The sequence below is a fragment of the Streptomyces sp. NPDC058092 genome (assembly GCF_042884935.1).
GTDB lineage: Bacteria > Actinomycetota > Actinomycetes > Streptomycetales > Streptomycetaceae > Streptomyces.
Genome location: NZ_JBHVSY010000023.1, coordinates 1 through 18881, shown reverse-complemented (window position 1 = coordinate 18881; position 18881 = coordinate 1). Strand labels below are relative to the sequence as shown.

The following is an 18881-nucleotide window of genomic DNA, read 5'->3' as shown; positions in this document are numbered from 1 at the left end:
TGTGCCTGTCAAAACACTGCGGAAAGCGCCGCAGCACGTGAACTGCAAGGAATGCGAACTACGCAGTGAGGTTAAGAACGAGTCAGGAGAAACGTCAAGGGTTTCCGGCAGGTTACTCAAACGTGACGTGGGGCCTCATGGTACGTGCACTGCCCCGGCGGCGTCCGACGGCCCCCGGGGCGGTGCACATGACCCGTCAGACCGCGGACGGCGCCCGCTTCGCCGCGGTGGCCGGCTCCAGGGCGGACAGGTCGTTCCGGTGGCTCTCCCGGGTCGGTGAGATGGCCACGGCGCTGATCACGCAGACGCGGGCGAGGAACAGGGAGACGGTGCCGGTGTTCGTCCCGCCGCCGGCCGCGGAGAGCAGACCGGTGGCGATCAGCGGGGCCGGTCCGGCCCCGAGCGTGGTGGCCGGCTGGTAGCCGAGCGAAGCGCCGGTGCAGCGGGCCCGGGTGCCGAGCATCTCGCTGATGAAGGCGGCCATCGGCCCGTACATCGATGCCTGGAGCAGCGGGTTGCCGACCAGGTGGGCCACGGCGAGCCGGCCGACGGAACCGGAGTCGACCAGCCACAGCAGCGGATACGCGGCGAGCGCCGAGGCGATGGGGCCGGTGATCACAACGGGCTTGCGGCCGACCCGGTCGTAGAGCGCGGCGAAGGCCGGGAGACGATGTTCGCGGGACCATCCCCGCAACCGCAGGAAAGTCCTTGGCCCCAGGGCGAGTAGCGGCCGACCGTCGGCTGCTTCGCGCTTCAACTCGTATTCATTCGGCAGAGTTGTGGGACAAGAAGCTGCCGCACTCTGCACAAGTACGCACGGTCGGGTCGATGGCACGATTCCGTGCATGACGGATGTCCGGCAAGTAAGTTGCCACCCCCTCTACCGGCGTGCCCTGTGGTTCTTCGTCGGGCTCGGGGCGGCCGGGGCGGGCGTGGCTGGGGTACGTTCGGTGTACTGGGGGCCGGACCCGTGGCTGGGTGTCGGTCTGCTGTTCGCGCTGGTGGGTATCGCGGCGCTCCACGCGGTTACAGCCCGGGTGAGCGCCGACGCGTACGGTCTGTGCTCCCGGACGCTGTTGCGCCGCCGGATTGCGCCGTGGAGCGATGTCGCCGACCTGCGCGTACGTCTGAAGCACGGGCACCAGGGCCAGGAGATCCGTCGCGTCGGCCTGGTGTTGCGCGACGGCCGCAAGTGGGTCCTGCCACTGCCGCAGAGCCGGTCCTCCGCCGACGCGGACTTCGACGCGCAGTTGGACGCGCTCCGCGCGCTGCACCGCCGGTACGGGGCGCCGGAGTCGGGCCACGTTCCCGTCGTCACGGACCGCACCGCCGGGCGTGGCTGGGCGGGGGCGCTGAGTCTGTGTGTGCTGTTGCTCGCGTGCGCGGGTGTGGCCGGGGCGTTCGTGCCGGACGCCGCCTCGGATCTGCGGGCGTGGAAGTCGGCCACCCCGTGCTCCGCCGAGACGCCCGCCACGAAACGCGGCGAGTGCCTGACCGTCTTGCCGGCTGTGATCGCGCGGACCGAGGCCAACCGTCCCAAGCAGAGCAGCTGGGTGTACTTCGCCGGCAACCGGCCGGTGGAGCGGGTCGCGGTATCGCGGGAGGACGCCCAGGCGTTCCGGCCCGGCGACAGGGTCGAACTGACCGCCTGGCGCGGCAAGGTGAGGAAGATCGCGGGGGAGCGCCACGTGTGGCGCGAACACATGCCCGCCGCCGGGGACCTGGCCGCGGTCGCGGCCGCGTTCGTCCTCGCCGCGGGTTACCCCGGCGCCCGGGTGCTGTTGCGTCTGCGCGGGCGCCGGCTGCCCGATGACGAGGTCCTCCCGTCGGCCCTTCCGTTCGCGGTACCGCTCGTCGGTACCGCTCTGTGGCTGCTGCCGCTCTGCTACCTCCACCCCACGACTCCGCTCGATTCCGTGGCGATCAGGTGGGCGGCCGCGGGCTCGCTGGTCACGCTGGGCCTCCTCGCCTGGGCCTGGCGCGCCACCCGTATCCGTACGCCCGAAGAGGCCGAAGAGGCCGAAGAGGCCGGAGCGACCGGAGGGTCCGCCGAGGGGGAGGAAGTGTTTCTGGCCGCCCGCTTTCTGGAGGACACCGACTACAACCCGTACGGCTTCGGCACCCACATCGTCCTCGGAGGCGGCGGCCCGCTCGCGGTGACACCCCACCCCGGCCCCGGCCGGTTCGCGGCGAAGCGGATACCGGTGGAGCGGCTCACCGTGAAGGACGTGCGGCGCGCCCGGGGCGGCGACGGCGACACCATCCCCACGACCTGGCACATCGCCGATCTCGACGACGCGGGCAATCCGGTCCGCCTCGCGGCCGCCCCGGCCGACCTGAACCGCATCATCCGCGCGCTGGGTTCTGCGAAATCCACTGCGAAGACCCCTGCGAAAGCTACGAACCGCGAGCCGTGACCGGCCCCGAACCGGACGCGCGAGCGCTGCACACCCGCCGTCGGCGCCGCTTGAAGCACCCGAGGCCGCCACGCCGACGCCGAGCGGCACGCCCGGGACCACGCCGCCGGTGGACAGCACACCGTCCGCCTCCGTGACACCGCCCTCGGAGAGCGGCACGCCGTCCGGTGACTCCTCCCGGCCCGCCGCACCGCCCGCGCCGAGCCCGTCGGAGAGCACGACGCCCGCGGCCGGCGGTGGGGACCTGGCCTCGACGGGCAGCAGCGGCACGGTCCCGCTGGTCATCGGCGCCGCTGTGGTGCTCGCCGCAGGTGCCGGCCTCGTCGTGGCGGCCGGCCGCCGGGCCGAGCGGGCCTGACACCCGATGGCCGACCGGGCCCCCGGCGCATGCACCGGGGGCCCGGTCCTGCGGAACGTCCCGCTTCACGCCGGACCGCACCACCGTCTTCCCGTAGGACCGGTCAGTGACCGGCCTGGAGCGCTGCCCAGGTTCCCGGTCCCACGATGCCGTCGGCCGTCAGCCCCCGGCTCGTCTGGTAGCTGCGCACCGCCGTCGCCGTCGCCGGGCCGAAGGTCCCGTCGATGCCGACCGTCGAGCCGAGCGCTGCGGTCAGTGAGCGCTGGAGCCGCTTCACCCCGTCGCCCGAGTCGCCCTGCTCGAGGGTCGTCGTCGGACCGGCGGACAGCAGTGCGGTCCAGGTCCTGTGTCCCGCGACGCCGTCGGTCGTCAGGCCGTGGGTCGCCTGATACGCCATCACCGCGTTCCGTGTGGCCTGGCCGAAGCTGCCGTCCACCGCGCCCACCCCGTAGCCCTGCTCGCTCAGCAGCTGCTGAACGGCTCTGACCTGGGGGCCCGTCGAGCCGCTCCGCTGGGTCTCGTACACGGTGAAGTTCAGGCCCTCACCGCTGTTGCCGCCGCCGTTGGCCCCGCCCACCAACTGCATATAGCGGTTCCAGTCCCAGTACGGCCCCGGGTCCGTGTGGTCGTTGCCCGGTGCCTCGCTGTGCCCGATGATGTGCGCCCGGTCCTTCGGAATCCCGTACCGGTCGCACAGATGCTTCGTCAGGGCCGCCGAGGAGCGGTACATCGTGTCCGTGAACCAGGACGGGTCGTCGATGAATCCCTCGTGCTCGATGCCGAGCGCCGAGGAGTTCTGGCTCCGTGCGTGGTACGCGGTGTCGCTGTCGCGCACCATCTGGGTGATCTGGCCGTCGGAAGAGCGCACCACGTAATGCGCGCTCACCTCCGCCGTCGGGTTCTGGAACCAGCTGATCGAGCCCGCGTACGAGCCCTGAGTGACATGGATGATCACCTTGTCGATCTTGGCCGTCCGGCCCACGGCGAAGTTGTGCGCGTCGGCCGGAACCCACAGCGCCGACGGGTAGTCGGCGCTCTGTGTGCGTACGTCGGTGGTGTCGAACGCGCCCTTCTGCGGTGAGACCGGTCGGGCTGTCACCGAGATCTGCTCACCGCCGGGGACGGTGGCGTAGAGCCCGTTGGTCAGGAAGGTGTACACGGTGTCGGCGTAGAGGGCTGCGGCGGGTCCCGTCGTGCCGCTGTACCGGGCGACGGCCGGATACCAGGCGTTGACGTCGTCGCGCTCCCGGGCATCGAGGCCGAGCTTGTCCGCGTAGTTGCGCAGCACCGCCGCGCCGCCCAGGATGTTGGCCGCGGTGTCGGCGCGCAGGTGAGCCAGGGGTTCGCCGGTGAGGGCGGCCGCGCGTTCCAGTGTCGGGTTCGTGGGGTTGCTCACGAGGTGCATGACGCCGTACCCGTTCGCCTGGCTGGGGTGCCCCCGGTGCCCGTCGAGGCGGGTCTCGCCGTACCCGACGGCGGCGAGCAGGTCACGCGGTACGTCGAACTTCGCGGCCGCCCGTGCGAACGCCCGGTTCATGGAGTGGTCGGCGTCCGGAGCGGCGAAGGCCGGGCTGCCGGTCGCGGCCAGGACGGTGGCGGTGAGGGCCGCTAGGACGGATGCGCGGCCCTTGGTGTGGACTGCGGCTCGTCTGGGCATACCTGCTCCTGCTCTGTGGGGGAAGGAGAACGGCCCCCGGGCCCGAGTGGGGTGGGCCGGGGGCCGCGAAGCCCGCTCAGAGTAGCGACGTGTTCAGGGCATGACAATCATCTGCCCGCGTGTCGAACTCCCTTTCACTCCCACGCGGTTGAGGCGCAGGCCTGGGCCCTGTCCGGCGACCGCCTCCATGGACACCGGGCAGGGCCCTGGGCCGAGTCGCCGGCTCGGACGTGCACCGCGCCCCGCTCCCGCTCGGCGACGAGCTGCAGCGTCACGTCGATGATCACGTCCTCCTGGCCGCCCACGTACCCCGCCTCGCCCACCCGCCGCAGGATCTCGCGCGCCGGTACGCCGTACCGCTCACCGGCCCGCTCCGCGTGGAGCAGGAAACTGGAGTACACGCCCGCGTACCCCTGGGTGATCGCGGCCCGGTCGGTGTGCGGCAGCCGCGGGGTGAGGGCGTGAGTGGCGGCTCGGGCCATGGGTCGGAGCCCGGCGTGGGTGAGGCCCGGCCCCACCCACGCCGAACGGCCCGCGGTCTTCGCGCGGGCCCGGCGGTCAATGCCCGCCGTTGTCCTGCGCGTTGACGTCCACCCGCACGACCTGCGGGTCGTGGTCGCTCGCCTGGTCGGCGAACTCCGCGTTGATGTGCACCACGTCGTAGTCGAAGCGGCGGATGCCGGGACTGGTCAGGATGTGGTCCAGCGTCTGCGAGTTGCCCTCGTACACATAGCTGTACTGCTCGCTCGCGGACAGCGTGGTGATCAGCGGCTTGAGCACCTCGCCCTTCGTCAGCGCGTCCATCGTCGGTGAGAACGCGAAATCGTTGAGGTCGCCGAGCGTGATGACCCGGGCCGAATCGTCCGCGGCCAGCAGCGACTTGACGAAGGTGTTGACCTCCGTCGCCTGCTTCACCCGCTTGGTCTCCGAGCTGCGCTTCGGCTCCTGGTAGCGGCCGTGCAGGGGCTGGTCGCCGCCCTTGGACGTGAAGTGGTTGCCGATGACGAAGACCGGCTTCCCGTGGAAGCGGAACTCGCCGACGAGCGGCTTGCGGCTGTCGGCCCACGCCGCGTCGGTCGGGGTGATCCGGCCGGGCGACGCCGAGAGCGTCACCCCCTTCTTCGTCTTCACCGCGGTCACGGCGGTGGTCGCGTCGCCGCCCGCGCGGTCCACGAAGTCGACCCTCTCCGGATTGAAGAGGAAGACGTTACGGATGTTGCCGCCGGGTTCGCCGCCGTCCTTGTTGTTCTCGGGGGCGATGTACCGCCACGCGTACCGCGGACCGCCCGCGGCCACGATGGCGTCGGTGAACCGCTTCAGCGTCGCGTCGGCGCCGACCGTGCCGTCGTTCACCGCACCGTTGTCGTCCTGGATCTCCTCCAGCGACACGATGTCCGGGGAGGAGAGGTTGACCGCGACGCCCTCGGCGAGGGTGTCGAACTTGGCCTGCTCGTCCAGCGCGTCCAGGTTCTCCACGTTGTACGTGGCGACGGCGAGCTCGTTGCCCTTCTGCTTCCGGGTGACCTCGCGCCGCAGGTGGTTGTCGGTGAGCGTGCCGAGTTCGGTGGCCTGGAGGTTGTAGCCGCCGAACGACGCGTAGTCCACGACACCCGTGGTGGCGCCGGACAGCACATCGCCCACGTCGGCGACGGGGACCGGCTTGGCCGGGTCGAGCGACATCACCTTGATACGGCCGGTGTTCTGGTCGTTGTACGAGGAGTACAGCGTGCCGCCCCGCCCGGTCCGGTTCTCGTCCGGCTTGACGGTCACCCAGACCTCGTCGTACGCGGTCGTCGCACCCGTCACCCGGGTGTCGGAGATCCGGACCCGGGTGCCTTCGAGCGATTCGTAGAGGTCGAGGGCGTACGCCGACGGGTCGAGGGCCAGCGAGTCGACCGAACCGCCGTCCGCCGACGGAACGTACGCGTCCGGCACCGAGGCCGCGTCGAGCACGACCGGGGCGGGCAGCGCGTTGCCCGAGGACAGGACCGTCGTCTTCGGGGCGGTGATCTCGGTGATCGACTGGGTGGTCGACGACGGGTAGTACTCGTCCACCTTGCCGCTGACCAGCACCGAGTCGCCCACGGCGACCTCCGGGGCGGTGGAGCCGGTGAAGACGAACACGCCCTCGCTGGTCCGGGCGTCCGCGTCCGGCGCGGTGTCCTGGATCCAGAAGCCGCGGGAACCGGTGGTCCGTACGCCGGTGACGATGCCGGGGACCCCGGTCACCTGCCGGCCCTTCAGCGGCGACACCCGGGTGGTGCCCTGGATGTCGTGGATCCGGACGGTGCCGGGCTCGGTCGGGCCGCCGGGGTCACCCGGGTCGGAGCCGCCGGGGGTCTGACCGGCCGCGTTGACCGGCGTAGGGGCGCCCGCGGTGAAGTCGGCGGCGTTGTCGTCGGTGTCGGCGAGGGACGTGCCGCGCGCCACCGAGGAGGTGGCCGACGCTCCCGTCGCGGGGCCGCTGCCCTCCCGTACGACCGCGGTGCCGTAGCCGACGAGGTCCACGATCCGCGGGTCGGCCGCGCAGTCGGCGGCCGTCTTGCAGGTCAGCGGGGTCGTGCCGGAGACGAGCGCGACGGTTCCGCCGCCGGCCGCCATCGCGACCGTGCCGGTGGCGTCCGGCGCCGGCAGGGCGACCGTGCCGCCGGTGCCCGCCGCCTCGGCGACGAGATAGCGGCCGCCGGGGGCGACGGACCCGGTCAGCGCCGAGACCTGCCACAGCGAGCCGGCCGACGGGGCGGCCGGCAGGTACTGCACGCTGAAACCGGACAGGTCGTACGCGGCGGTGCCGGCGTTGGCCAGCTCGATGAAGTCGCGGGTGAGCGTCGCACCCGAATTGCCCCCGCCGCCGTACACCTCGGAGATCACGGCGGTCGAGGACGGAGCCGCGAAGGCGGCAGGCAGAGCGGTGGCCGAGAGCGTCACGGCGACGGCGCCGGACAGCAGAACGGAACGAGGTCTGGATATGCGCACGGTGGGCTGCTCCCGAAGTGTGGTGAGGGCAAAAGCTATGCGCGTAGACCCGGCCGTGACAAGACATCAGAAGTTAATTCCAGAAATCGCTCCGGCGGCCCGGAAGTGCTGAGGGCCGTCGGCCCGACGGCCGGCGGCCCGGAAGCGCTGGGCGTAGCGTGCCCGGCTCGACATGCAACCAATAGGTTGCCTATGGTGAGGATCCGGGACACGAACAGGTGACGGTGACGTGATGGCGACGGTGACGTGATGGCGACGATGGACGCGATATTCAGGGCGCTCGCCGATCCGAGCCGCCGGGAGCTCCTCGACCGGCTCGATGCGCGGGGCGGCCAGACCCTGCGGGAGCTGGGCGAGGGCCTGGACATGAGCCGGCAGGCGGTGAGCAAACATCTCGCGGTGCTCGAATCGGCGCTGCTGGTCACCGCGGCGCGCCGGGGCCGGGAGAAACTGCACTACCTCAACCCGGTGCCCATCCAGGAGGTCGCCGACCGCTGGATCGGACGGTACGAACGCCACCGCCTGAGCGCACTGTCCCACCTCAAGCAGACCCTGGAAGGAACGGCCATGGACAAGCCCGAGTTCGTCTACGTCATCTACATCCGGACCACCGCCGAGAAGCTCTACCAGGCGCTGACCGACCCCGAGTTCATCAAGATCTACATGGGCGGTCACGGACCCGATTCGACGTGGGAGGTCGGCGCACCGGTCCGCTGGAAGATGGCCCCGGACGGCGAGTTCGAGGAGGTCGGCCAGCGGGTCCTGGTGGCGGAGCCGGGCAAGCGGCTCTCGTACACCTGGCACACCCTGCAGCCCATGCACCGCCAGATGTTCGACTTCGTCTCGGACGGGGCGTGGGAGAAGGCCGTCCAGGAACGGTCGAAGGTCACCTTCGACATCGAGCCGGCCGAGGTGCCCGAGATGGGCGTCAAGCTGACGATCACCCACGACGGGTTCGACAGCCCGGACAGCAAGATGCTGGAGGGCGTCAGCGGCGGCTGGATCATGATCCTCTCGTCGCTCAAGACCCTTCTGGAGGGCGGGAAGTCTCTCGACGGGCCGGCCTGAAGAGCCGCCTGATGGCGAGGCGGTCCGGGGGCCGGCTCGGCCACCCGGACGCCATGGGGACCGGGCTCGGTCTCGGGTCCGGGATCAGGCTCCGGGCACCCGGTCGAGGAAGCCGCTGACCGAAGCGATGCGTCCGTCGTCGGCGAGCTCGAGCACGTCCGACCCGGCGACGGGCGCCGAGCCGTCGGTGGTGGAGACCAGTTCCCAGCTGAAGCGCACGATGTCGTGGTGCCCGTCCGGGGTGCCGGTCGGGCGGAACTCGAACCCGGGGAACTGCTGATGGGCTCCGTTGATCGCGGCCGTGAGCTCTTCGTGGCCGCGCACATCGGCCAGCGGGTCGGTGTATGTGGCGGTCTCGGTGAAGGCGGCCGCCACAGCCTTCTCCAGGTCCTCGGGGGTGGCCGCGTTCCAGGCGACGAAGTAGCGCTGAACGGCGTCCTCGTATGCGGTCATCGTGCTGTCCTCTCCTCGCGTCCCGGTCCCTGGGCCGGGCTCCCGTGTGCTGGTGAGGAACACGATGTCCGACGGCGCGGAGGGCGTCGATTACCTCCGGGGTCATGCGGTGGGGCGGAGGAAAGGGCTGCCGAGCATCGGTGCAGGAGGAAGAGGGAGGCGCCTCCTCAGACCTGGCTGTCCCGGACGACATGCATGGCGGCCTCCTCGGCCGATGCCGCCGCTCCGTCGATCCCGACGTCCTCGGCTGTCAGTGTGTCCGGCTCGTTGATGTCCAGCTGCCGGGTGAGACGGCCGGCGCGTACCGTACCGACCTCCGCGTCCCAGAGCTCGCCGTCACCGTCGGACAGGTCTCCCACGTCGTCACCTGCGGCTTCGGTGACCTCCGGCAGCTCCCGGGCCAGACGGCTCTCCAGTGGCTCGCCGCTGTGCTGTTCGGCGGCCGTGGTGCCCTGGTCCTCCACCGCCCACGGTCGCTCGGGCGGGGAGTAGCCCTCGTCGAGGAGGTCGGTCAGCCCCCGGTTGTCCAGGGTGTCCTCGATGTCGAGCTGCTCGGTGGGATCGGAGGCTTCCGGTTCCTGGGGCTGGTAGACATCGTCTCCCATGTCGCCATCCTTCATGGTCAGTCCCTTCCCGGTCTCGGGGATCCCGGTCGTGCATGGCGCACACGCGACTCGGGGGAAAGGGGGCGTACATGCGGTATGTGTGCGGTATGCGCCCTGATGCCGTCAAACCGCCCGTATGGGTTCAGGATAGGTTGCCCGGGCATGAGCCCGCAGCCGTGGGCCGCCAGACCGGGCGCCGCGGGCCGGTCGGGGGGACGATGGAAGTGGCAGGTGGAACCATGCCCTGCCCCATCCGTATCGGGAGAATCGCCATGGACTACCCGGAGAGCTACGAGCTGGTATTTCAGGCGTCCGCCGTGGAGGACGACACGGTGACTGTTCGGCGTACGGCGCAGTCGGGCGCGGGCGGGTACCCGATCTACGAGGACGAGACCGGAATCGTGCGTGCGGAGATCAGCGACCGCGGAGAGGTGCGCATGCTGGCCACCGGCGGACACCAGGTGCTCGGCACCCCACTGGTGGTGCGTGAATCGAGCGTCTGAACCGCCCGGGGCCTGTCCCGTGGCCGGTCCGGCGGATCATCGCCGGACCGGCCCCGGTGCCGTTCACCGCTCCGTCGGGTGCGGTGCCGTCAGCCCTCGGTCCAGCCGTGGTTCTTGGCGAACTGCAGCAACCCGCTCCGGATCTGCAGGATCTGAGCCCCCGTCAGTGTCGGCGCCGACTCCAGCAGGAGGTCGGTCACCTCCTTGGTGTACTCGGACGCACTGAGCACATCGCACAGGGTGTCGTCGTCCGCCGATCCGGAACCATGGACCGCGACGGGCCTCGGAGGCGTCAGCGGCTTCCCGTCGGGGCCCTCGGCGAGCCGGACGGACGACGCCTTCAGCCCCCGGTCACCGTCCTCGATCTCGAACTCGACCGCCGTACCCGTGTGTACGTAGGACTCCGGGATCAACATGTCGTTCACGTGGAGGAAAACATCCTCACCGCCGTGATCGGGCGCGATGAAACCGTATCCCCGTGCTCCGTCGAACCGCACCACGCGACCAGAAACCACACCAACCCCCAAAAAAATGATCGGGCCCCTTGCCCGTCGCCACACAGGGCTCGACCGGAGAATAGCCCTGTGCGTCCGGGCGGCGCGACCCGATCCGGTCAATCGCCCGGGTCACCTGACCCTGCGCGCCGGCGGCGCGGTTCCGGACGCCAGTGGGGAGCGGGCCAGCTCGACGCAGCCCATGGTGATCAGGACGAGTGCGACCAGTTCGGGCAGCACCCACCAGCCGGTGCGCAGCTCCTCGCCGAACAATGTCACCCCGTACAGGACGCTGATCAGCGCGTCTCCGAGGGTGAGCGGCGGCTGGACGGCGACCAGCGTGCCCGCCTGGAGCGCGTTCTGGAGGAGGAACAGCGCGCCCACCCCGGCCGCGGCGGTGGCGTACAGCTGCCAGGACGTCAGGAGTGCCACGGCTCCGCCGCCGTCCGCTTCGAGCTGTGCCATGGCGTCCTTCATGAGCGCGGCCGTGAGCGCGTATCCGCATGCGGCGGCGAGGCCGAGCAGCGCGCCCCGGGGGTTGCCGCGGGTGCTCAGGGCCGCGCCGATCAGCGTGGCCTCGAAGACGCCGGTCAGGATCAGCGTCGGCACCCAGGCCGCTCCGTGCACGGACGTGCTGCCACCGCCCGGGGCCGCGGAGGCCATGCCCAGGGCCAGCCCCACGGTCACGGCCGCCACCGCGTACCAGATCGACCGGGGCAGCCGGACCCGCATCACGAATCCCGCCATGAGCAGCGCGCCCGGCAGTTCGATCACAAAGATCGGCTGGACCACGGCGATCGGCCCGGTGGCCAGCGCCACGGCCTGGCAGACGGCTGCGACGATCACCAGGCCGATACCGGCGAGCCACAAGCGCTGGCGCAGCAGATGCCCGATCAGCGACAGATGCATGGCCTCCGTGTCGGGGACGGTGCGGGCGGCGCGGCGCTGGAGCACGGAGGCCGCGCCGTTGCTGAGCGCGGTCAGGATGGCGAACAGAACGCTGATCACCGATCCATGATGCGGGCGGAGGGCCCACGATCCGGGGTGCGGCGGCGTGGCGGCATGGCGGGGCGTACGGAGCGGGCGTACGGAGCGGGCGTACGGAGTGGAGCGCGGCAGCCGATGAGGACCGAAGATGTCCGCAAGCCCGCGTAACGTGCCGTCCATGGCCCCGAAGAAGAGCACCGCCGTGAAGGCGAACCCCGCCGCGAAGAAGAACGCCGTCGCACCGGTCGTGCTCTCTCCGCGCGCACTGGGGCGCGCCACGCTGGAGCGGCAGTTGCTGCTGCGGCGGACCGCGATGTCCGCGAAGGACGCCGTCGAGCATCTGGTCGGTCTCCAGGCGCAGAACACCAGGCCGCCGTACTACCAGCTCTTCGCCCGCCTCGACGGCTTCGCCCCCGCCGAGCTCGCGGAACTGATGGAGTCCCGTGAGGTGGTCCGTATGGTCACCATGCGATCCACCATCCACCTGCACACCGCCGCCGACGCGCTCACCTTGCGCCCGCTCGTCCAGGCGGCGCGCGACCGGGAGCTGAGGACCTTCCGCAAGGGGCTGGTCGGGGTGGAACCGGACCGGCTCGGGGCGCTCGCCAGGGAGCTCGTCGAGGAGCGGCCCCGTACCCCCAAGGAGATCCGCGAGGCGCTGCTCGCCGAGTGGCCCGACGCCGACCCGCAGTCGCTGGGCGTGGCCGCCCGCTGTCTGCTGCCGCTGGTCCAGGTCACCCCGCGCGGAGTGTGGGGGAGGAGCGGCCAGGTCGCGCTGACCACCGCCGAACACTGGCTCGGCAGCCCGTCGGAGCCGGTCCCCGCACCCGATGCCACCGTGCTGCGCTACCTCGGCGCCTTCGGGCCCGCCTCCGTGCAGGACATGCAGACATGGGCCGGGCTGACCCGGCTGCGGGAGGTCTTCGAACGGCTGCGGCCGCGGCTCATCACCTTCCGGGACGAGAACGGCACCGAGCTCTTCGACCTCCCCGATGCCCCGCGCCCCGACGAGGACACCCTCGCCCCGCCGCGTTTCCTGCCCGAGTTCGACAACGTGCTGCTCGGCCACGCGGACCGTACGCGCGTCATTCCGCCGCAGTACCGGGGGCGCAACGGGAACGGCAACCAGGCGTACGGAACAGTGCTGGTCGACGGATTCCTCGCGGCGATCTGGCGGCTCGGTACCGGAGCCGAGAAGACGGCCCTCACCGTGCAGCCGCTCGGCAGGCTGAGCCGGGCGGATCGCGACGCCGTCACGCAAGAGGCCGTACGGATGCTCACCACCATGACGACGGCGGCCGACGACACGAAGGCGTACGACATCCGGTTCGCTCCGTTCATCGACTTCGAGTGACGAGCGACTTCGGGCGACGAGCGACTTCGGGCGACGAGCCGGCGAGGCGGCGGCACGGAGCGAGGAGTTACGAGTCCGGCGGCGCCGGGATCACGGCAGCAATCCCGCGCGCCGGGCCGCCACCACCGCCTCCAGCCGGGTGTGCGCCCCCAGCTTGCGCATCGCCGAACGCAGATACCCCTTCACCGTCTCCGGCCGCAGCCCCAGCCGCTCCGCCGCCACCGCGTTCGTCGCCCCCGCCGCCACACAGGCCAGCACGTCCACCTCGCGCGGCGCCAGGTGCACCCCGCGGGGCTTCGGCGCGCGGGTCCCGGCCGCCGAGGCGAGCAGCCCGCACACCGCGAGCAGATCGTCGCGCAGCGCCGGGTCGACGACCTTCGGGACCAGGGCACGCAGTTCGCGATGGGCCTCGCGGACGTCCTCCCACGCCTCCGGCGCCGCTCTCGGGTCCGTGACCTGTTCCCGGGTCACGGCCAGGAGCTGCTGCACCTCGTCCCGTACGACCAGGGCCTGCTCCACGTCGCGGGCCGCGGCCATCGCCGCGTCGAACGTACGGTCCCCGAGTGTGACCGGCGCGCGCAGCGCCCCGTACAGCACGCCGCGCACCGTGCGCCGTACGACGACGGGCACCGCGACCACCGAGCGCAGGCCCTCCGCCGCGACCGCCAGGTCGTACTCGTGGCTGATGTGGCGCGAGGAGCGGTAGTCGGTCACCGCGCACGGCCGGGACAGGGCGATCGACTTGCCGCCGAGCCCGCTGCCCGCCGAGATGACGAGCCCGCGCAGAGCGGTGGTCTGCGCCCCGTTCAGCTCGGCTATCCGGGCATGACGGGAATCCGAGAGCATCCCTCCGAAGGCCACGGGCAGCCCACTGGTCCGGCGCAGCCGCAGCAGCGCCGCCTGCATTTCCACCGCATCGACGGATTCCGGCACGCTGCCGCCTCTCTGCCCGGTCCTGCCCGGCTCCGGCAGGCTCCACGGCCCCCGCTGGTCTCACCACCCTCGTTCGGGGGTGGTGAGACCTGGGTCACTGTTTACATGATGTTAAGCGACCGGTCCGGTCCGCAATGAGGAGGGCACATGTCGGCAACCAGCGCGACGGAGACGTTCCGGGCCGCCCGGGACTTTCTGCTGCAGCACCGCGAGGACTACCACGCGGCCTACGAGGGCTTCCGCTGGCCACGGACCGACCATTTCAACTGGGCGCTCGACTGGTTCGACGCCATCGCAGAGAACAACGACCGCACCGCCCTGCACATCGTGGAGGAGGACGGTGGCCGCACCGAGGTGTCCTTCGCCCGGATGTCCGCCCGCTCCAACCAGGCCGCGAACTGGCTGCGCTCGCAGGGGGTACGGGCCGGGGACCGCATCCTCGTCATGCTCGGCAACCAGGTCGAGCTGTGGGAAACGGCCCTCGCCGCGATGAAGCTGCGCGCCGTCGTCATTCCCGCCACCCCGCTCCTCGGCCCGGTCGATCTGCGCGACCGGGTGGAGCGCGGCCGGGTCCGGCACGCCCTGGTGCGGGACACCGACACCGCCAAGTTCGACGAGGTGCCCGGCGACTACACCCGGATCTCGGTCGGCGCGGACGTGCCCGGCTGGCTGTCGTACACCGGCGCCGACGAGCAGCCCGAGACCTTCGAGGCGGACCGGGAGACCGACGCCGGCGAACCGCTGATGCTCTACTTCACCTCGGGGACGACCGCCAGCCCCAAGCTCGTCGAGCACACCCATGTCTCCTACCCCGTGGGCCACTTGTCGACGATGTACTGGATCGGCCTCAAGCCCGGGGACGTCCACCTCAACATCTCCTCGCCCGGCTGGGCCAAGCACGCCTGGTCGAACCTCTTCGCGCCCTGGAGCGCCGAGGCGACCGTCTTCATCTTCAACTACACCCGCTTCGACGCGGGCCGGCTGATGGCCGAGATGGACCGCTCGGGCGTCACCAGCTTCTGCGCGCCGCCCACCGTCTGGCGGATGCTGATCCAGGCCGACCTCTCCCAGCTGAAGACCCCGCCGCGCGAGGTCGTCGCGGCCGGTGAGCCGCTGAACCCGGAGGTCATCGAGACGGTGCGGCGCACCTGGGGCGTCACCATCCGGGACGGCTTCGGCCAGACGGAGACCGCCGTCCAGGTCGCCAACACCCCGGGGCAGCTGCTGAAGGCCGGTTCGATGGGACGGCCCAGCCCCGGTTTCAAGGTCGAGCTCCTCGACCCGGTCACCGGCGAGCCCGGCGCGGCCGAGGGAGAGATCTCCCTCGATCTGTCCTACCGCCCGGTGGGCCTGATGACCGGCTACCACGGCGACCCGGAACGGACCGCCGAGGCCATGGCCGACGGCTACTACCGCACCGGTGACATCGGCTTTCGCGACGAGGACGGCTACATCACCTACGTCGGCCGCGCCGACGACGTCTTCAAGGCATCCGACTACAAGATCTCGCCGTTCGAGCTGGAGAGCGCCCTGCTGGAACACGAGGCGGTCGCCGAGGCCGCCGTCGTCCCGGCCCCCGACCCGGTACGGCTCGCGGTGCCGAAGGCGTACGTCGTGCTCGCGGAGGGCTGGGAGCCCGGACCGGAGACGGCGAAGGTCCTGTTCGAGCACTCCAGGGCGGTCCTCGCCCCGTACAAGCGGGTTCGGCGGCTGGAGTTCGCCGAGCTGCCCAAGACGGTCTCCGGCAAGATCCGCCGCATCGAACTGCGCGAGCGCACGGCCCGGGGCGCCGGCACCGAGTACGACGAGGGGGATCTGCGATGAGCGAGCTGTCCCCCGCGCAAGGGGCCGGCGTCGGTGCCGCCGGAGCGGGCGGGCATCCTCGGGCCCAGGAGCTGTCCTACGCGCACGGCACCGGCACCAGGGCGCTGCTCGGCGACACCATCGGAGGCAATCTCGGCCGCGCGGTCGCGGCCTTCGGTGAACGCGAGGCGCTCGTCGACGTCGCATCGGGGCGACGCTGGACGTACGCCGAATTCGGCGCGTCGGTCGACCAAGGCTGAAGGGTGGACGCTGCGGGGTGCGAAGAACGTCCTCACCTCGCCCCGGTACATCGGGCAGCGCACCTACCGGGGGGAAGTTGTCGGCCCCGGTGAGTGGAAGGCGATCCTCGACGAAGCCACGTTCTACGCGGTGGTGGCGATCCTGAACAACCCCGACCGGCTGAGCGGTGGACCCCGTACCGGCAGGACCCCTCAGACCCTCCTGTCGGGCATCGCCCTGTGCGGCGTGTGCGGTGAGACGGTGGGCGGTCGCAGCTACCGGGGGACGCTCGTCTACGGCTGCAAGCTGACCCACACCCGCACCCCTCGGGATGTGGCCGACAAGAGGGCCGGTAATGCTGTCCTGGCACGGCTGGTCTTCCCCGACTTCCTACCCTCGGTCCTGGCCAGTCGACAGGGGTTGGACGACACCGACTCGGCGGCACTCCACACCGAAGCGCAGGCCATCCGGGAACGACTCGACGGTCTGGCTCTGGCGTACGCAGAGGGGCACATCAGCCTCTCCCAGATGACCGCCGGTACCGAAGCCCTCCGGGCCAAGCTGGAGGCCGTAGAGGGCGAGTTGGGGAAGGTCACTGGCCTACCTCCCATCGACCCCGTGCAGGGTGTTGCTGGCCTGATCACCGGATGGTCTGACACCCCCCTTCCCGTCCGTCGAGCCTGGGTGGACTTCACCTTGACCGTGACCCTGAACGCAGCCAACGGGCGCCATGCACGGAACATGACCACCGAGGATCACCTGACTGTCGACTGGAAGCACGTACTCACCAGCGACACCGAGTAGACCCACAACGACAGAACAGAAGGGGCCCCGGTCACCCCATCGTCAGGGTTGCCGGGGCTCTGTCATGCAATGCCAGGGGGTTGTCATGCAAGGGCGAGGGGCCTGTCTTGCAACTTGCCGGGGTGTCGCTCGGTCCATTGAACCGCTGGTGGTGGAAGCTGCACAGGCTCTGAAGGTTGGACATCGCATGATCGTCGCCCGGTCGGATGTGGTCGACGCCAGTAGCCGGAGCGTCGCACTGATCGCCGTACACGTTGCGGTGCTGCCAGATGTGGCCATCCCGCTTCAGTACTTGCAGGCGGATCTTCGCCCAGTTCTTCGGCGGTCTCGATCGCCGATCGCTTCCTTCCCAGTTGGGCGGTTGGCTTGCCTTCCTTCCTGCTCGACCTGGCTCTGTTCGCCGTCGAGTTGTTCGTGTTCGTTGGTTGGTTGCTGGCCTGAGCTGTTGGCCGAAGAGTCGTTGACGATGTCCCCCTCGGCCGTGTGTGGCCTCGTGCTGGCCGTAGATGTGATGGCCGGGGAGGTTGGCCGGTCTGTGTTTGCTTGGCCGTTGCGCGGTTGCTCAGCGTCCTCGGCTCAGCCCTGGCGAGCGGCGCGGGATGGCAGCAGAGGCCCGAAGGGGGTGGGGGGTGACCCCCGGTGGATGGGAAGGAGCACCGCCGAGTCTTACCGGCTGAGATCGTGCCACGGTTTCAAGGTCGACGAGTCAGGGCCAGGACTGCCCGAGCTGGTGCCGCGAACGCCCACGGCCCCTGATTGGCCATCACCTCAAGCGCAGAGTCGTATGAGGATGCCCTCGGCACCTCGGACACGACCTTTACGTCAACCAGCGGGGCACGCAGAAGCTCCACCGGCTTCTCGTCGCCGTCGATCAACATCGTCACGGTAATCACCTGTCCTCGGCTCAACAGGGACGGGCGCACTTCGAGCCGAGTTGCCTGAAGGCTGTCACCAGTACGGAGCACGGGGAGCACAGTCCCGCTCGGCGTGGTGGTGAGACCCAGGATCATCGTCACGCCGACACCGAAGTCAAACCCAAATCCCTCGTCGTTGTGAAACATTCCTGCGGTGATGTCGCGCCGCCCTTTGTTCGCGATCACCAGCTCTACGATGCGCGGATTAGCCAACGGAATCCCCCCGAGTGACACTCTGAGTGCGGGGTGCCCCGTGGAGACTTGCATGAGGGGCGTGTTGGACTGCACCCCCAGCTCAGCTTCCGCTTCGGATTGCTGGATCGCATGGTTGCGAACGCCCCCAGCGCCCCAACCGCCACGGCGACGAGCGTCGTGATGGTGAACTGCAAGAAGGTTCCGGACTCGTACCAGGGCTTCGCGGCTTCAGCGAACAGCATGAACGGGATTGTAGGCACCGACGAGTTGAAGCCTGGTCCCTTTCCGCTGCTCCCCCCTCGGCGACAGAGGGCCAGCAGGGGAGCGTGCGCTGATTACCTCGTTGATGGCCTCATCAAGGGTCACTCGCAACGGCGCAATGTGGAGATTCCACAGTTCCGCGCGCTGCTCTCGCGGCCAAGTGCGGACCCTGTAGCACTGCTCCCGAATGAACTTGGCAACGCGCTCAACCTTGTTCGGCCGTTCACGGTTCCTACCTGCGGTTTCCCGCTGATGTTCCGAGCTCGGGACGAAGCGTCGTACTCCAGCTGCGGGTTCGCCGGTTCGCCTGCCGGACCGCCGAGTGCGGACGCCGCACGTTCGTCGAGCAGATACCCGGTCTGACCCGAAGGCACGGCCAGCGGACCGAGCGGCTCCGCTCGACCCTGGCAGCGATCGGTCTCGCCCTCGCAGGCCGGGCCGGCGCCCGCCTGGCCGACATCGTCGGTGCGCCGGTCAGCCGCAGCACGGTCCTGCGGCTGGTCGACGCACTTCCCGAGCCGGAAGTACCCGCCCCGCGGGTGGTCGGCGTCGACGAGTACGCCACCCGCAAGGGCCGCCACTACGGCACCGTCCTCGTGGACGTTGAAACCCGCCGGCCAGTCGACCTGCTGCCCGACCGGGAGTCATCGAGCCTGGCCGCATGGCTGGCCCAGCGGCCAGGAATCGAGGTGGTATGCCGGGACCGCGCGCTGTTCTTCGCCGAGGGCGCCACCACCGGTGCCCCGCAGGCCGTGCAGGTCGCGGACCGGTGGCAGTGCGCCATGAGGCGCCTTGTCGTATCCCCGATTCAGTCGGGATGAATTTGGAGGGAGGTTCTTGGGTCTGATGGCTTACCTAA

The 18881-nt window shown here is 70.3% G+C and carries 17 protein-coding genes and 3 pseudogenes; 10 read left to right on the top strand and 10 right to left on the bottom strand.

Features of this window, described 5'->3' with window-relative positions; all coding sequences use genetic code 11:
• Positions 1-196: 196 nt before the first annotated feature.
• A complete protein-coding gene (locus ACFVV1_RS30515; protein WP_389995762.1) occupies positions 197-694 on the bottom strand; it encodes a hypothetical protein in 498 nt (165 codons plus the stop codon).
• A gap of 151 nt (positions 695-845) precedes the next feature.
• Here ACFVV1_RS30515 and ACFVV1_RS30510 point away from each other — a divergent pair, with 151 nt between their 5' ends.
• Together ACFVV1_RS30510 and ACFVV1_RS30505 are read left to right on the top strand one after the other, a co-directional pair.
• Entirely contained in the window at positions 846-2417 is a 1572-nt protein-coding gene (locus tag ACFVV1_RS30510; protein ID WP_389995759.1) for a PH domain-containing protein, read from the top strand.
• A gap of 109 nt (positions 2418-2526) precedes the next feature.
• Positions 2527-2775 carry an LPXTG cell wall anchor domain-containing protein gene (locus tag ACFVV1_RS30505; protein ID WP_389995756.1) on the top strand — a complete coding sequence of 83 codons (249 nt, stop codon included), beginning with the start codon at positions 2527-2529 and terminating at the stop codon, positions 2773-2775.
• Positions 2776-2878: 103 nt separating this feature from the next.
• Here the strand turns inward: ACFVV1_RS30505 and ACFVV1_RS30500 are convergent, their stop codons facing one another.
• The 3 genes from ACFVV1_RS30500 to ACFVV1_RS30490 form a co-directional block, all read right to left on the bottom strand.
• On the bottom strand, positions 2879-4432 hold the full coding sequence (locus tag ACFVV1_RS30500) for a peptidoglycan-binding protein (RefSeq protein ID WP_389995753.1): 1554 nt from the start codon (positions 4430-4432) through the stop codon (positions 2879-2881).
• A 134-nt stretch (positions 4433-4566) separates the two neighbouring features.
• Positions 4567-4914, bottom strand: a complete 348-nt coding sequence (locus ACFVV1_RS30495; protein WP_389995751.1) for a hypothetical protein — start codon at positions 4912-4914, stop codon at positions 4567-4569.
• A gap of 76 nt (positions 4915-4990) precedes the next feature.
• Positions 4991-7408, bottom strand: coding sequence for an endonuclease/exonuclease/phosphatase family protein (locus tag ACFVV1_RS30490; protein WP_389995748.1), 2418 nt, complete (start codon positions 7406-7408; stop codon positions 4991-4993).
• 258 nt (positions 7409-7666) lie between these two features.
• Between ACFVV1_RS30490 and ACFVV1_RS30485 the strand changes: the two genes are divergently transcribed.
• The gene (locus ACFVV1_RS30485; RefSeq protein ID WP_389996029.1) at positions 7667-8476 is read left to right on the top strand and encodes an ArsR/SmtB family transcription factor; all 810 of its coding nucleotides are present in this window, start codon (positions 7667-7669) and stop codon (positions 8474-8476) included.
• Between the two features lie 84 nt (positions 8477-8560).
• Here the strand turns inward: ACFVV1_RS30485 and ACFVV1_RS30480 are convergent, their stop codons facing one another.
• Together ACFVV1_RS30480 and ACFVV1_RS30475 are read right to left on the bottom strand one after the other, a co-directional pair.
• On the bottom strand, positions 8561-8929 hold the full coding sequence (locus tag ACFVV1_RS30480) for a nuclear transport factor 2 family protein (RefSeq protein ID WP_389995745.1): 369 nt from the start codon (positions 8927-8929) through the stop codon (positions 8561-8563).
• A gap of 167 nt (positions 8930-9096) precedes the next feature.
• Complete coding sequence (locus ACFVV1_RS30475; protein WP_389995743.1) at positions 9097-9549, bottom strand: DUF5709 domain-containing protein; 453 nt, start codon at positions 9547-9549, stop codon at positions 9097-9099.
• A gap of 257 nt (positions 9550-9806) precedes the next feature.
• Between ACFVV1_RS30475 and ACFVV1_RS30470 the strand changes: the two genes are divergently transcribed.
• Positions 9807-10037, top strand: a complete 231-nt coding sequence (locus tag ACFVV1_RS30470) for a DUF6296 family protein (protein ID WP_389996026.1) — start codon at positions 9807-9809, stop codon at positions 10035-10037.
• 89 nt (positions 10038-10126) lie between these two features.
• Here the strand turns inward: ACFVV1_RS30470 and ACFVV1_RS30465 are convergent, their stop codons facing one another.
• Together ACFVV1_RS30465 and ACFVV1_RS30460 are read right to left on the bottom strand one after the other, a co-directional pair.
• Positions 10127-10552, bottom strand: a complete 426-nt coding sequence (locus tag ACFVV1_RS30465) for a cold-shock protein (RefSeq protein WP_266749600.1) — start codon at positions 10550-10552, stop codon at positions 10127-10129.
• A gap of 111 nt (positions 10553-10663) precedes the next feature.
• The gene (locus ACFVV1_RS30460; RefSeq protein ID WP_389995739.1) at positions 10664-11539 is read right to left on the bottom strand and encodes a DMT family transporter; all 876 of its coding nucleotides are present in this window, start codon (positions 11537-11539) and stop codon (positions 10664-10666) included.
• Positions 11540-11696: 157 nt separating this feature from the next.
• On the opposite strand from ACFVV1_RS30460, the gene ACFVV1_RS30455 reads away from it, so the two are divergent.
• Entirely contained in the window at positions 11697-12872 is a 1176-nt protein-coding gene (locus ACFVV1_RS30455) for a winged helix DNA-binding domain-containing protein (protein WP_389995736.1), read from the top strand.
• 90 nt (positions 12873-12962) lie between these two features.
• On the opposite strand, the gene ACFVV1_RS30450 is transcribed toward ACFVV1_RS30455, so the two are convergent.
• Positions 12963-13805, bottom strand: coding sequence for a response regulator transcription factor (locus ACFVV1_RS30450; protein WP_389995734.1), 843 nt, complete (start codon positions 13803-13805; stop codon positions 12963-12965).
• Positions 13806-13952: 147 nt separating this feature from the next.
• On the opposite strand from ACFVV1_RS30450, the gene ACFVV1_RS30445 reads away from it, so the two are divergent.
• The 4 genes and pseudogenes from ACFVV1_RS30445 to ACFVV1_RS30430 all read left to right on the top strand — a co-directional run bounded on the left by ACFVV1_RS30445 (position 13953) and on the right by ACFVV1_RS30430 (position 16652).
• Complete coding sequence (locus tag ACFVV1_RS30445) at positions 13953-15629, top strand: AMP-binding protein (RefSeq protein ID WP_389995731.1); 1677 nt, start codon at positions 13953-13955, stop codon at positions 15627-15629.
• Positions 15626-15862: pseudogene (locus tag ACFVV1_RS30440) on the top strand (AMP-binding protein); the annotation flags it as partial. The gene ACFVV1_RS30445 and the pseudogene ACFVV1_RS30440, both read left to right, overlap by 4 nt.
• Positions 15786-15953: pseudogene (locus tag ACFVV1_RS30435) on the top strand (hypothetical protein); the annotation flags it as partial. The pseudogenes ACFVV1_RS30440 and ACFVV1_RS30435, both read left to right, overlap by 77 nt.
• 45 nt (positions 15954-15998) lie before the next feature.
• Complete coding sequence (locus ACFVV1_RS30430; protein WP_389996050.1) at positions 15999-16652, top strand: zinc ribbon domain-containing protein; 654 nt, start codon at positions 15999-16001, stop codon at positions 16650-16652.
• 692 nt (positions 16653-17344) lie between these two features.
• Here ACFVV1_RS30430 and ACFVV1_RS30425 read toward each other — a convergent pair.
• A complete protein-coding gene (locus tag ACFVV1_RS30425; protein ID WP_389995729.1) occupies positions 17345-17752 on the bottom strand; it encodes a hypothetical protein in 408 nt (135 codons plus the stop codon).
• A gap of 488 nt (positions 17753-18240) precedes the next feature.
• Between ACFVV1_RS30425 and ACFVV1_RS30420 the strand changes: the two are divergent.
• Positions 18241-18843: pseudogene (locus tag ACFVV1_RS30420) on the top strand (ISL3 family transposase); the annotation flags it as partial.
• Positions 18844-18881: the final 38 nt, after the last annotated feature.